The sequence below is a fragment of the Rothia sp. 18CD1-1 genome (assembly GCF_055285355.1).
Genome location: NZ_JBUZLI010000008.1, coordinates 57,651 through 71,143, shown reverse-complemented (window position 1 = coordinate 71,143; position 13,493 = coordinate 57,651). Strand labels below are relative to the sequence as shown.

12 protein-coding genes are annotated in these 13,493 nt (G+C 57.1%); 8 read left to right on the top strand and 4 right to left on the bottom strand.

The window, feature by feature from the left end:
* Positions 1-12 precede the first annotated feature (12 nt).
* A complete protein-coding gene (locus ACS1BR_RS07355; protein WP_463561316.1) occupies positions 13-207 on the top strand; it encodes a DUF7455 domain-containing protein in 195 nt (64 codons plus the stop codon).
* Positions 208-281: 74 nt separating this feature from the next.
* On the opposite strand, the gene ACS1BR_RS07350 is transcribed toward ACS1BR_RS07355, so the two are convergent.
* From ACS1BR_RS07350 to ACS1BR_RS07340, 3 genes are all read right to left on the bottom strand, one after another.
* Entirely contained in the window at positions 282-1,643 is a 1,362-nt protein-coding gene (locus ACS1BR_RS07350) for an RNA polymerase sigma factor (RefSeq protein ID WP_463561315.1), read from the bottom strand.
* Positions 1,644-1,896: 253 nt separating this feature from the next.
* A complete protein-coding gene (locus ACS1BR_RS07345) occupies positions 1,897-3,378 on the bottom strand; it encodes a hypothetical protein (RefSeq protein ID WP_463561314.1) in 1,482 nt (493 codons plus the stop codon).
* Between the two features lie 132 nt (positions 3,379-3,510).
* On the bottom strand, positions 3,511-4,440 hold the full coding sequence (locus ACS1BR_RS07340; RefSeq protein ID WP_463561313.1) for a proteasome assembly chaperone family protein: 930 nt from the start codon (positions 4,438-4,440) through the stop codon (positions 3,511-3,513).
* A gap of 259 nt (positions 4,441-4,699) precedes the next feature.
* On the opposite strand from ACS1BR_RS07340, the gene ACS1BR_RS07335 reads away from it, so the two are divergent.
* The 7 genes from ACS1BR_RS07335 to ACS1BR_RS07305 all read left to right on the top strand — a co-directional run bounded on the left by ACS1BR_RS07335 (position 4,700) and on the right by ACS1BR_RS07305 (position 13,006).
* Positions 4,700-6,223, top strand: coding sequence for a leucyl aminopeptidase (locus ACS1BR_RS07335; protein ID WP_463561312.1), 1,524 nt, complete (start codon positions 4,700-4,702; stop codon positions 6,221-6,223).
* Between the two features lie 304 nt (positions 6,224-6,527).
* Positions 6,528-7,898, top strand: a complete 1,371-nt coding sequence (gene lpdA, locus ACS1BR_RS07330; RefSeq protein WP_463561311.1) for a dihydrolipoyl dehydrogenase — start codon at positions 6,528-6,530, stop codon at positions 7,896-7,898.
* A gap of 56 nt (positions 7,899-7,954) precedes the next feature.
* Complete coding sequence (sucB, locus tag ACS1BR_RS07325; RefSeq protein WP_463561310.1) at positions 7,955-9,652, top strand: 2-oxoglutarate dehydrogenase, E2 component, dihydrolipoamide succinyltransferase; 1,698 nt, start codon at positions 7,955-7,957, stop codon at positions 9,650-9,652.
* A 144-nt stretch (positions 9,653-9,796) separates the two neighbouring features.
* Entirely contained in the window at positions 9,797-10,186 is a 390-nt protein-coding gene (locus tag ACS1BR_RS07320) for a hypothetical protein (RefSeq protein ID WP_463561309.1), read from the top strand.
* Between the two features lie 170 nt (positions 10,187-10,356).
* Positions 10,357-11,031, top strand: coding sequence for a lipoyl(octanoyl) transferase LipB (gene lipB, locus ACS1BR_RS07315; protein WP_463561308.1), 675 nt, complete (start codon positions 10,357-10,359; stop codon positions 11,029-11,031).
* Between the two features lie 113 nt (positions 11,032-11,144).
* Positions 11,145-12,152, top strand: a complete 1,008-nt coding sequence (gene lipA / locus ACS1BR_RS07310; RefSeq protein WP_463561307.1) for a lipoyl synthase — start codon at positions 11,145-11,147, stop codon at positions 12,150-12,152.
* A gap of 128 nt (positions 12,153-12,280) precedes the next feature.
* On the top strand, positions 12,281-13,006 hold the full coding sequence (locus ACS1BR_RS07305) for a DUF4191 domain-containing protein (RefSeq protein WP_463561306.1): 726 nt from the start codon (positions 12,281-12,283) through the stop codon (positions 13,004-13,006).
* 1 nt (position 13,007) lies between these two features.
* On the opposite strand, the gene ACS1BR_RS07300 is transcribed toward ACS1BR_RS07305, so the two are convergent.
* Positions 13,008-13,457: an RDD family protein gene (locus tag ACS1BR_RS07300; protein WP_463561305.1), complete on the bottom strand. Its 450-nt coding sequence runs from the start codon at positions 13,455-13,457 to the stop codon at positions 13,008-13,010.
* Between the last annotated feature and the right edge of the window lie 36 nt (positions 13,458-13,493).

The following is a 13,493-nucleotide window of genomic DNA, read 5'->3' as shown; positions in this document are numbered from 1 at the left end:
AAGGAGAACAGCATGGAGACCACTCTTGAAACCCGTCCGCTAGTCACCGCAGACCGCTGCGATGCCTGCGGGGCACAGGCCTATGTGCGCGTCACCCTAGCCTCCGGCAACGAGCTCATCTTCTGCGGCCATCACGCCCGCGAAAACGAAGCTAAACTCCGCGACATTGCCATCGGCTGGGACGACCAAACAGATCGCCTGCGCTAAAAACCCACCTTCCGAATAGATAACACTCGGGCCCCAAGTACACATCTTGGGGCCCGAATTTTATCTGCGGTGATCTAGTCGAGATAGTCGCGCAAAACCTGCGACCGCGAGGGGTGGCGCAGCTTTGACATGGTTTTCGACTCAATCTGACGGATACGCTCCCGGGTTACCCCGTACACTTTTCCGATCTCGTCTAAAGTCTTGGGCTGACCATCTGTCATCCCAAACCGCATGGCAACCACACCGGCCTCACGCTCAGAGAGCGTATCCAGCACCGAGTGAAGCTGTTCCTGAAGCAGGGTGAATGACACAGCATCGGCGGGAACAATGGCCTCAGAATCTTCGATCAGGTCACCAAACTCGGAATCACCGTCTTCGCCCAGCGGAGTGTGCAAAGAGATGGGCTCCCTACCGTATTTCTGAACCTCAATAACCTTCTCCGGAGTCATGTCCAGCTCTTTCGCCAGCTCCTCGGGGGCAGGCTCTCGCCCAAGATCCTGAAGCATCTGCCGCTGCACCCTGGCAAGCTTGTTAATAACCTCAACCATGTGCACAGGAATACGGATAGTGCGTGCCTGGTCAGCCATAGCGCGCGTAATCGCCTGACGAATCCACCAGGTCGCATAGGTAGAGAACTTAAAACCCTTGGAATAATCAAATTTCTCCACCGCGCGAATTAGCCCCAGGTTACCCTCCTGGATCAAATCGAGAAAGAGCATACCCCGGCCCGTGTAACGCTTAGCCAGCGAAACAACCAGACGCAGGTTAGCCTCCAACAGATGATTCTTAGCACGGCGGCCGTCATGAATCACCCAGCGAAGCTCTTTCTTCCGTTCACGATCCATCTGAGGATTTTCCATCAGCTTGTGCTCGGCATAAAGACCCGCCTCAATACGCATCGCAAGGTCAACCTCCTGCTCAGCATTCAGCAGGGACACCTTACCAATCTGCTTGAGGTAATCCTTCACCGGGTCTGCCGTAGCACCGGGGGTGACCACGCGAACCGCCGGAGCATCGTCATCGTCATTCGAGGTCAGCACAAAACCGTTATGTTTTGCCGCTACCTCTTCGCTTTGCTTCTTCTCCTCTTTTTTGGCGGTTTCCTCTTCGCTGTCTTCCTCATCCTCAGAGTCTTCGACTCCTTCACTGCCCACCGCGGTAGCGTCAATGTCAAGCTCGTCGTCTTTAGGCCCCTTGGCGGCTTTCTTGCGAGTTGAAGATTTGGTGTGCTTCTTGGGCTTAGCAGCGGTTTTGCGCGCCGTAGTCTTCTTTGTCGTTTTGGTTTCTTCGTTTACTTCCAGATCAGCGGTCTCGTCAGATGCCTTAACCGCTGCGGTGTTTGCCTTTGAGCGGGTTGAAGGCTTCTTTTTGACCCTAGTAGTCTTCGTCTCGGTAGCTTCGCTATCCGTTGCCTTCTTGCGTGTAGCAGGTGACACAGAGTACCTTTCCTCATTTGAAATATTGGCTGCTTCTCCCTGAAAACAGCCAAAACACCTCAGACCCTGTCAAGTCTGGGTGCTATTAGAATCTCCAAACCCTACCGGGTGCACCCCTGTCAACGTGCTGTTGATGGGTTTTATTCCGGGTCAGTGGAAGCTTCTTAATATCAGACAAAACCGGGCCAGTAAACTAGTATGACAGATTTTTTCTTTAACCCGCAGCAGGCACCGGCGCCTGTGTCGGATCATCTCACACCGTACCTTTCGTCCACCGGTCACTGCGCCAACACTGCTCGGGCTCCCCCACCCAGAGAGGAAGCAGGGAATTATCTAGCACCACAGATAGCGGTGATTCCTCAAAGGGAAGGTGCTCTTTTGCTCGGAGAAGAAGATGGTGTGAGCGGCTGCCGTTTCCCTTGAACCAGGACATCCAGGCTTGGATCTGAAAGAGCCGGCCCAACTGCTCGCTGTCCGCGAATATGGACAGCACCGAGACCATACAGTCCACGGCAAAGAGCCGCCCCCAGTGCGGCGCCTTTCTCGACCGACCGGTGAGCATTTGAGCAAACCGCCGGGGCGGCTCCTTCTCCACCCCCGGTTTTTGACCGGTGAAAAACCGGGGGTGTTGTATAAGCTCCGTTAGACAGTCCACAAAAATACCGTCGCCAGAAAGTGCCGCAGGCAGATAGAGCACCGGCAGTTCTTGGGGAGCGGCTTCAGCACAGGCTGACTCCGAGGCCGCCCCCTCTCCGAGCGCCTCCATCAGGCTGGCTAACGCTTCCAAAGATTCACCCGCGGTAAAAAGCACAAACTGGGCACTGGCCTGGGAGGTCAGGGTAGCGGCAAGAAAACCCGCCACCTGGGCTGGGACAGTATCACGCACGCAGTCTGCATAATCGGCATCGCCCACCCTGTCCCCGACCCCGCCGTGTATGCTCTCCAACTGTTTTTGCACGGATTCGAGGGCCGTATTCCATAGCGTAGCCTCTGCATATTTTTGACTCAGAAAATCGGAGCAGTAATCACCGTCTCGATCTACAGCTCGCCTATACTGCTCAAACCACATCCGGGATTCCCGCCCCCACGCAGTCGCCTCCGCCACCTTTCGACTGGCAAGGGCGTCGAAAGAGTGCACCTCAAAAGCATCTTTTTCACGCCGGGTCACCACCGAGCCCCGGGCCAACAGATCCAGGTAGAGAGAGCTTTTCAACACGTCATCGACGAAGCCGCTGAACATAAACCTCCGGCCATCCTCCCCCATACCGTAGCGACTCACCCCGCCCACATAAAACACGTCAACCAGTCTTTTCTGCCCGTGCTGTGCCGCTAACGCACTCCCCCGAATCCAGCCGGTAAGTTTCCCAGCCTCTCTCGCATCCCGCTCTATCTCCTGCAGACTGGGCTGGATAAAGGTGCGCGGATTGAGCTGACGAGCCCGCAGGTTTCCCCCACCAAAGATGAGGGTAAAAAAATTCCCCAGAGGTTCCCCCTCCAACCGATCCGGCATAACCGAAAGGTACCGAGAAAGTACCTGCTCTATCCGGGTATCAGGCACCCTCAACGAGTCGACGCTTATTCTGATGACGGGGCCCGTATGTTTATCCCCCATCGCCACCAAGACCACTGATTTCTCGGGCCAAAAACCCAGAGTGTGGACCGCATAGGCAATAACATCTATATCCGAGCGGACGGGACTTACACTGCCGTGGAGACCGGAATATGTTTCTGACATAGTTCTAGCCTGCCCGACCACGGGGGTTCATGGATGAGAACAGAAAATCTGTGGATAACTGCGGCGGGTCTCTCCCGTCCTTTCACGATATCCACAGATTTTTTGTATGGGAAATTTCATATGTACCGGGGGTTAGTCCTCCTGCTGCTCATCATCTATACGCGCCAAGTAAGCCTCAATGGTTGCCCCCAGCTCATCTCGGTCCGGGATCTTCCCCTCCTCGCGTTCAGCCAGCGAGAGCGTTTGCGCACCGATATCCAGCATGGCCAGATCGTAGTTCTCCTCCAGCCGAGAAATCATAGCGGCAATCTCGGGATTTGAGCTAAGATGCTCCCTCAGCTGAGCCTGCGCGGTATCAGAATCATCAATGAGCTGATCCGTGGGTAGAGAAAGTTTTGCAGCCATAGAAATATGCTCCATCGCCAGTAACGAAGCCTGCGGCAGCCCGCCCTCGGCAAGGTACTGCGGAACATTAATGGCAAAACCCGCCGTGCCGATCCCGCTCCGGGTCAGCTCCACCTCAAGCAAACTTGACACCGAAGCCTGCACTTCCCCCACCGGCTTTATCCCCGAAATACCCCTGGTGAGATCCTTACGGCTACCGTGAGCGGTAACCGGTAAAGGTCTGGTGTGCGGCACCGGCATAGGGTAGCCAGAAGCGATCAAGCCCAGGGAGACCTCAAGTTTCTCCGCTATCCCCACTACCGCGCGCACAAAACGCTGCCACTGCAAATCAGGCTCGGTACCGGCCAATAGAAGAAAAGGCTTACCCAGCCGATCTTCCACAGCATAGAGTTTCAGCTCGGGCAGCACCGGACTCTCGTAGTGATCCCTGATATAGCGGATACGGGGTTTACGGCTTCGGTAGTCGTGAAGCTGATCGGAGTCAAACTCAACAATGGGAACGTTCTTGAGTTCTTTCACCAGGGTCTCGGCAAGATGGGTCGCGGTCGCCCCGGCATCGTGCGGGTGGGTGAGAGAAATAACCAGGGGGAGGCCGCGCAACCTTTCATTATTCAGGGCACCCGCCTGGGCCAGGTAAAGACTTTCAGGTTCAAGCACTGTTCTACTCCCCTTTATATACTTCTTTTTACTATTGCTGACCACTCTATTACAGGTGACAAAAAATTTTTAGGTCTCCTACCACACCGGGTCAGGCCCAAGCACATATACCCCGTATTTTCCGGCAGGTGTTCGCGGTGGGCTAGCCCATACAGCGGTAGAGCACACTGCTGAGCTACTCTTATGGTGTCGCCCCACTCGTGCAGAGCGGGTATCGGCAAAGAAGCTCCGATAGCAACCGTGAATCAAAGGAGAATCCGTGTCAGACTCAGCAGACCTTACCTTTTCAGTAGCCTCCCCCGATGATGGTGCCCTCGATGTTGAAGTCCTGGTACTGGGGGTTTATTCCACGCCATCGGGCCCGCAACTTGCCCCCGCCCATCTCCCCCAAGAATCCATTCGGAGCATCGAGGCCCTCCTTGAACCGGTGGGGGTTAGCGGAGCTATCGACCAACTGCACCGCCTCCCCGGCATCGAGAGTACAGGTGCAAAAACCATCGCTCTCATCGGTCTGGGCGATCAACCCGGCACTGAATCTGGGCATCTTAGGGCCCTGCGCTACGCCGCAGGCTCGGCGGTCCGCCAGCTTGCCGGCCTTACAGAAGTAGCTATTTCCCTGGAAGCTAATTCGCCGGAGTCTTTAACCGCAATTGCCGAGGGAGCTGCTCTAGGATCTTTCACCGACTCCCGTTTTAAGAACATATCGGCTGACTCCGTAAAATCCGCGGTCAAAAACCTCACATTTGTTACCGAGATCAGCCCCGAGCAAGCAACCGGGCCCCTGAGCCGGGCGCTGGTACTGGGGGAAGCGGTGGCCTCCACCCGCCGCCTGGTCAATACCCCACCCAACCATCTCTACCCCCAAACCTTTGCTCACCATGCCAGCAAACGCACCGAACACCTGCCCAGCGTTGAGGTGACGATCCTTGACCAGCAACAGCTACGTGACGGGGGCTTTGGCGGTATCGCAGGAGTGGGCCAAGGCTCGACCCGACCGCCCAGGCTGGCCGTGGTGAAATACTCCCCCGAGCAGTCCCGAGCCCACATAGCCCTCGTGGGTAAAGGCATCACCTTTGACTCCGGAGGCAACTCACTCAAACCCGCAGCATCAATGATGACCATGAAATCTGATATGGCCGGCGCCGCCACCGTACTCAACGCCCTGGTCGCCGCAGCCGAGCTGGAGCTACCTGTTTCTGTTACAGCCTACCTCTGCCTCGCCGAAAATATGCCCGGCGGTTCAGCGCTGCGCCCCGAAGACGTGATCACCACACGCGACGGGCAAACCGTCGAGGTACTCAACACCGATGCCGAAGGGCGGCTGGTTATGGCCGACGGACTCGCCTACGCGTCGGAGTCTGCCCCCGATCTGATACTCGATGTTGCGACCCTGACCGGAGCTCAGATGGTGGCGTTGGGGACCCGTTATGCTGCGGTGATGGGGGACGAGCCGGTGAGAGACCGCCTCGTCGAGGCTGCTCTGGCGGCCGGCGAGGATTTCTGGCCCATGCCGCTGCCGCATTACCTGCGGGCCGATCTGGCATCGCCGGTAGCAGACCTCAAAAATATTGGAGCGAACTCCTGGGGAGGTATGCTCACGGCCGGACTGTTCTTACAGGAGTTTGTGGGTGAGGTAGAGGGACAACGAATCCCCTGGGCCCACCTCGATATAGCGGGGCCCTCCTTTAACGAAGGCTCCGCTTACGGGTTTACCCCCAAGGAGGGCACCGGTATGTCGGTGGCCACCCTTCTCACCTTCCTGGAGTCATATGCCGGCGACTAGGTAGCCACTTGCCAGCGGCTACCGGCAAATATTTTTGCGCCCGCCTGTACACACCGAAATTTTCGGCCAATACGCTATCCGATACCTCACATAAATTGTGTTATGGGTGAAACCTACAGCGTATAGTGCCGCGAAGCTGTGTGAGGCCGGGGCGGTTGCGGTACCGTTGATAGGGACTAGGGCTTGTGTGCTCTGTTTCAAAGCGCCGTGATGGGGGCTTAGGGTTGCAGACACGATAAGCTTAGAAACACAACCCGCAATTTATAGGGACTTCATCCAAACCTACGCAAGGGAGCGTCTAACCTTGGCAACAGCTCAAGACTTTGACATTCTGATCCTTGGCGGCGGTAGCGCCGGCTACTCTGCCGCTCTTCGCGCAGTACAGCTTGGCTTTACTGTCGGTCTCATTGAGAAGGGGAAGCTCGGCGGCACCTGCCTGCACACCGGTTGTATTCCCACCAAAGCTTACCTTCATGCGGCCGAGATTGCCGAAGAGGCAAAAGAATCCGAAAAATACGGTGTGAACGTGAACTTCGAGTCCGTTGATATGGGTAAGGTTCGGGACTATAAAAACAATATTGTCACCGGAAAATTCAAGGGCCTCACCGGTCTACTGAAGATGAGAAAAGTGACCATCATTGAGGGTGAAGGTAAGCTCACCGGCCCCGATACTGTTACCGTGGGCGGCACCGATTACAGGGGCAAGCACATTATCTTGGCCACCGGTTCCGTATCAAAAACCTTTGGCTTGGAGATCCGCGACCGCGTGATTACCTCCACCGAGGCCCTGGAGATGGACTACCTGCCCAAGAGCGCTATCGTGCTCGGTGGAGGCGTGATTGGCTCAGAGTTTGCCTCACTGTGGAACTCTATGGGTGTTGAGGTGACCATTATTGAGGGTCTGCCCCACCTGGTTCCCAACGAGGACCCCGAGATCATCAAGGTGGTTGAACGCGAGTTCAAAAAACGCGGCATTAAGTACAATCTGGGCACTTTCTTTGAGAAGGTTGAGCAGGATTCCAACGGCGCTAAAGTCACCCTCTCTGACGGCAAGGTTTTTGAGGCGGACCTGGTGCTGGTTGCCGTGGGCCGCGGCCCCAACACCGCCGGTTTTGGCTATGAAGAGCAGGGTATTCCCATGGACCGCGGTTTTGTGCTGACCAACGAACGGCTCCACACCGGTGTGGGTAACATCTACGCTATCGGCGACATCGTACCGGGTGTACAGCTTGCCCACCGCGGCTACCAGCAGGGGCGCTTCGTAGCGGAAGAAATTGCCGGCCTGTCACCGGTGGTCGTTGAGGATATCAACATTCCCAAGGTCACCTTCTGCAACCCCGAAATTGCCTCCATCGGGTACAACGAACCGAAAGCAATCGAGAAGTTCGGCAAAGAAAACGTTGAGACCACCACCTATAACCTGGCCGGTAACGGTAAGTCATCTATCCTTGGTACCGGCGGTTTGGTCAAGGTAGTCCGTGAGAAAGACGGCCCCATCCTGGGTGTGCACATGGTAGGCAAGCGCATGGGAGAACAGATCGGTGAGGCGCAAATGTGGGTTGTGTGGGAGGCCTTCCCCGAAGACGTTGCACGGTTTATCCACGCCCACCCCACACAGAACGAGTCTCTGGGTGAGGCGGCAATGGCTCTCGCCGGTGCCCCCCTGCACGGCTAGTTTTTACCCACCCCACAAAGTTTAGAATCCTAGCATCGAGGAGATACTGGAAGATCATGTCTACCACCGTAGAACTACCCGCTCTGGGTGAATCCGTAACCGAAGGTACCGTAACCCGCTGGCTGGTTGAGGTCGGCGATACTGTCGCCGTGGACGACCCCCTGCTGGAAGTGTCCACCGACAAGGTGGATACCGAGGTTCCCTCGCCCGTGGCCGGTACCGTTGAAAAAATTCTTGTTGAGGAAGATGAGGACGTTGAGGTGGGCGGTGCCCTGCTCATTATTGGCGACGGCTCCGGCGTCTCGAACGCGGCGCCCGCTTCTGTTAGCGACAACTCCGCTCAAAAAACTGACGCAGCTCCCGCCCCAGAGGAGCAGCAGAACACCGCCCCGGCCTCCGGCGCTGGCAAGGCCGCCTCGGGTGAGAGCCTAGAGGTAACCCTGCCCGCCCTGGGCGAGTCGGTTACCGAGGGCACTGTGACCCGTTGGCTGGTTGAGGTGGGCGAGACCGTTGAGGTGGACCAGCCCCTGCTGGAGGTGTCCACCGACAAGGTGGATACCGAGGTTCCTTCACCCGTGGCCGGTACCCTGCTCGAGATTCGGGTGAACGAAGATGAGGAGGCCGAGGTCGGCCAGGTTCTCGCTCTTGTCGGGGACAGCTCCGCTGCTGCCGCTAGCGCCCCGGCGCCATCGGACGAAAAAGAAGCAGAGCGTCCCGCGCAGGAGCCTGCAGTCTCGGCAGAACAGAAGCAAGAAACTGCAGCTGCTTCCGAGAGCAAGCCAGCAGAAGCGGCTTCCGGTGGTGAAGTTTATGTGACCCCGCTGGTGCGTAAACTCGCCAAGCAGGAAGGCATTGACCTTTCGACCGTCAAAGGCACCGGTGTCGGCGGCCGTATTCGTAAACAGGACGTGCAGGCAGCGGTTGAGGCGAAGAAGGCCGCCGCGGAAACACCCGCTTCCCCGGTAGCACCCGCTGCTCCCGCGGCACAGGCACAGGCTGAAAACCGGGCCCCCGAGGTTGAGGTTTCTTCTAAGAGGGGCACCACCGAGAAGGCTCCGCGTATCCGCCAAACCATCGCTAAGCGTATGGTGGAGTCCCTACAGACCGCCGCCCAGCTAACCCAGGTTGCCGAAATTGATATTACCCGCCTGGTCGCTCTGCGTACCCGCGCCAAGGATAGCTTCCAGGCACGGGAGGGCGCTAAACTCACCTACCTGCCCTTCTACACCAAGGCGGTTACCGAGGCGCTTCAGCAGTTCCCGCAGTTCAACGCCTCCATGTCCGAGGACCTCAAAGAAATCACCTACCACGACTCCGAGAACATTGGTATCGCGGTGGATACTCCCAAGGGTCTTCTGGTTCCCGTTGTTCACGGTGCCGGCGATCTCAATATTGCCGGGCTGGCAAAGAAGATTGCCGATGTTGCGGGGCGCACCCGCAAGGGGCAGATTGGGCCCGAGGAGCTCTCCGGTTCAACCTTTACCATTTCCAGTATTGGTCAGACCGGTGGCGTGTTCTTCACCCCGATTATCAATCAGCCCAACACGGCAATTCTGGGTATCGGTGCCACCGTTAAGCGGCCGGCGGTTATTCAGGATGCCGAGGGCAACGATGTCATTGCCATCCGCAGCATGGCCTACCTCTCTCTCACCTACGATCACCGCGTGATTGACGGTGCCGATGCGGGTCGTTTCCTGCACTTCTTGCAAACCCGACTCGAGGGTGCGGCTTTTGACGCAGAGGTCGGCCTCTAAACGGTCCGGGTTTCTCGACGAGAAAGGGCGGGGCAGCGGTTGTGTTAGCCGCTGCCCCGCCTCTTTACTGGACGGTGGGCACAGACACATATTTTTACTGGCATAGTGTCTGCAAACTGTCGATGTTTTCCGTAGACTGATTACATGATTATCGCAACGAACATTCTCACCTTCTTGCACGTGCTCGGAGCCGTGATTGTGGTTGGTGTCTGGATTGCCAACTTCAAAAAGGGTATTACCGTGCCCAGCCAGTTTTACGCCGCACTGCTGCAGGTGATCACCGGGTTTGCGCTCTACTTCATCAAAATATCGCAGATGGGTGGAACCTCCAACACCGCTTTTCACATGGAGGCCGGTATTAAAATTGTGCTGGGCCTGATAGTCATGGTTGCCGCCTACTTTGGACAGAAAAAATATCGGGCTGCCCTGGTCTCCGGTCACCCGGAAGAAGGCCGAAATGTTGCGTTTGCGCACACCGTTGGAGGATTTGGTCTTATCAATATCGCCATTGCAACCCTGCTCATGGGCGCATAGAACCGCACAGCACCCAGAAGGCAGAAGACAGGTGTCGCGGTCTTAAAAAGACCGCGACACCTGTCTTCTGCATATCCGCCAGCTCTGTTTGGCTACGGTCGGCCTTCACCCGCAGAGAAGACGGGCCACCCTATTTTTCTTTGTGCCCGCGGGAAGACTAGGCTAGGAGCATGACCGTGAATATTGAGAGAGTCGGCTTTGCCCCCGACTACGTTGACTATCGTGAGGCGCTGAAAAAACAGCAGGCTATTCACGCACGGGTGGCCGACGAGGCCCAGCAAAATACGGTCCTCCTCCTTGAACACACACCCGTTATTACGGCCGGTAAACGCACCGAAGACCACGAATACCCGGTGAACGGTGCTGTTCCCGTGGTCACGATAGACCGGGGCGGTAAGCTCACCTGGCACGGCCCCGGGCAGCTAGTTGGCTACCCGATCGTGCGGCTGCCCGAGCCTGTCGATGTTGTGCGCTACGTGCGCGTCTGCGAAGATATTATGATTGCCGTGCTCGCCGAGCTGGGGTTGACCGGCCAGCGGGTTGAGGGGCGTAGCGGTGTGTGGATTCTGACCGAGGGACAGCCAGACCGAAAGATCGCCCAGATCGGAATTAGAGTGGCACGAAACACCACCATGCACGGTTTCGCTATCAACTGTAGTAACACGCTTGACCCCTTTAACGATTTTATTCCCTGCGGGATCAGCGATGCGGGTGTCACCTCGATTAGCGAGGAGCTGGGGCACACGGTGCATCCGGCCGATATTGTTGAGCTCGTGGAAAAGCAGCTACTCGCCCATGCTGGAGAACTCGCCAAAGAATTCACACCGGTGACAGCCGGGAAATAAAATCTCGACCGATAATGTTAGAAAGATTCGGAACCCTAATACCGCACACAGCTTTAGGATAAGATTCTGACTCGGGATGCACCCCCGAACAAAACTCATAAGGAGCACACAATATGACCGTCGCTGCTGAGGGTCGCAAACTACTTCGCGTTGAGGCCCGCAACGCTGAAGTGCCCATTGAAAAGAAACCTCACTGGATCAAGACCAAAGCAAAGGTCGGCCCCAACTATCGGGAGATGATTGACCTCTCAACCGGCTCGGGTCTGCACACCGTGTGTGAAGAAGCCGGTTGCCCCAATATCTATGAGTGCTGGGAAGACCGTGAAGCCACCTACCTCATCGGTGGCGACGAGTGCACCCGCCGCTGCGATTTCTGCCAGATCGCCACCGGAAAGCCTCAGATACTCGATAAAACCGAGCCCGTTAAAGTTGCCCTCAACGTCAAAAAGATGGGCCTGCGCTACACTACCGTAACGGGTGTTGCCCGCGACGACCTCGACGACGGCGGAGCCTGGCTTTATGCCGAAACCATTCGGCAGATTCACAAAGTTTCTCCCGGTACCGGTGTAGAAATTCTTATCCCCGATTTCAAGGGTAAACAGCAGGATGTTGAGCAGGTGATCGAGGCCCGGCCCGAGGTCTTTGCCCACAACCTTGAAACGGTTCCACGCATTTTTCGAAAAATTCGCCCGGCTTTCCGTTACGAACGCTCTCTTGAGGTGATCCAGCAGGGTAAAGAGGCAAATCTGGTTACCAAGTCCAACCTCATCCTGGGTATGGGTGAGACCGACGACGAAATCTACGAGGCGCTGTGCGACCTTCACGACTACGGCTGCGATACCATCACGCTCACCCAGTACCTGCGTCCGGGCCCCCTCTTTCACCCTATCGATCGCTGGGTCAAGCCCCAGGAGTTCCTCGCTTACTCGCAGATGGCTGAGGAGATCGGTTTTGCCGGTGTCATGGCCGGGCCCATGGTGCGATCCTCCTATCGGGCCGGGCGCCTGTGGGCGCGGGCGATGAAGCATAACGGCTATCCCATCCCCCCCGAGCTATCGCATATCGATGATGACGGTGCGGCCCTTCAGGAAGCTTCGTCGCTGGTTGCTGCCGGCTACTAGATCGTAGGGCTACCGCTCCCCCTGCGGTAGCCCGGTCGTATAGAATTGGTTGTTGCAGCTTTTTGGTTACCGGTTTTTGTTTGCCGAGAAGTTCATGTATTTCACCGTCGTTTTGTAAAGGATTCATCGTGGCTTCAACTCGTCAAGAAAGGCGCGCGGAGAAAGAGAAGAAGAAAAAGGCTAGGGGTCCGGGTACTTTTGCCCAGATGAAGCAGGTCTTTCAGATGACCAAAAAGTCTGATCCCAATATTGTGTGGATTATGCTTCTCGCGGCTCTGGCCACCCTGCTGGTTTTCATGCTGCTCGGCCTTCTGCTGAATAACTGGATCACCTGGACCATTATTGGTTTTCCTTTTGCCGTGCTGGTTGCGGTTCTGGTTCTTTCCCGCCGTGCAGAGCGGGCGGCTTTCGCCCAGATTGAGGGGCAAACCGGGGCGGCGGGTGCGGCTCTTGGTTCTCTGCGTCGCGGCTGGATTGTGGAGCAGCAGCCGGTTCAAATGCATCCCCGTAGTCAGGCCCTGGTCTTTCGAGCTCTGGGCAGACCCGGTGTTGTTTTGGTGACCGAGGGCAGCCACCACCAGGTGGGGGCTCTGGTAGCTCAGGAGAAGAAGCGCCTGCACCGTGTGGTACCCGGTGTTCCGGTACACGTGGTGAAGGCCGGTAACGGTGAGGGGCAGACACCTCTCAAACAGATTACCAAGACCATGAAAAAGCTGCCCAAGACGCTCACCCAGGCGGAGGTTCACCAGGTGAACAACCGGCTGACCACCCTGGGAAACAATATGGTGGGTATCCCCAAGGGTGTCGATCCCTACCGGATGCGCCCCGACCGTAAGGCCATGCGCGGCCGCTAGCCTAGCGGATTGTCACGATGAGGGTGCCGGCGGCGCGGTCGTGGATACCGCGCTGGTCCGCATCTGTCACAACCACGGGTATCACAAGCATGGTGAGGGTTGAGCGGATGAGGGCCCGCCGCCAGCCCGCCGGCCGGCCGCTGAGTGTCTGCACCTGCATACCGAAGATCAGCTGCCCAACAGTGTGGCCTGTAAGGGCTATACAGAGAACCTGGTAGACCCAGACCAGCGCTAAGAGGGCCGCCTGGTCGACGATAGCTGTACCTGCCATCCCGATGAGAGCCATGAGCCCCCAGCAGAGGTACCAGTCCAGGGCGAAAGCGACGAATCGCCGTCCTAACCGGGCAATGGCCCCCGGGCCCCGGGGCGGCCTACCCATGTGCTGGCCCGGATATTCTTGGTCGGTGGGTGGGGCGCTGAGCCAGGATCCGGCGTCATCTCGATTAATCACGCTTCAAGATTACCGGTTGCAACAGCTCACAGAGCA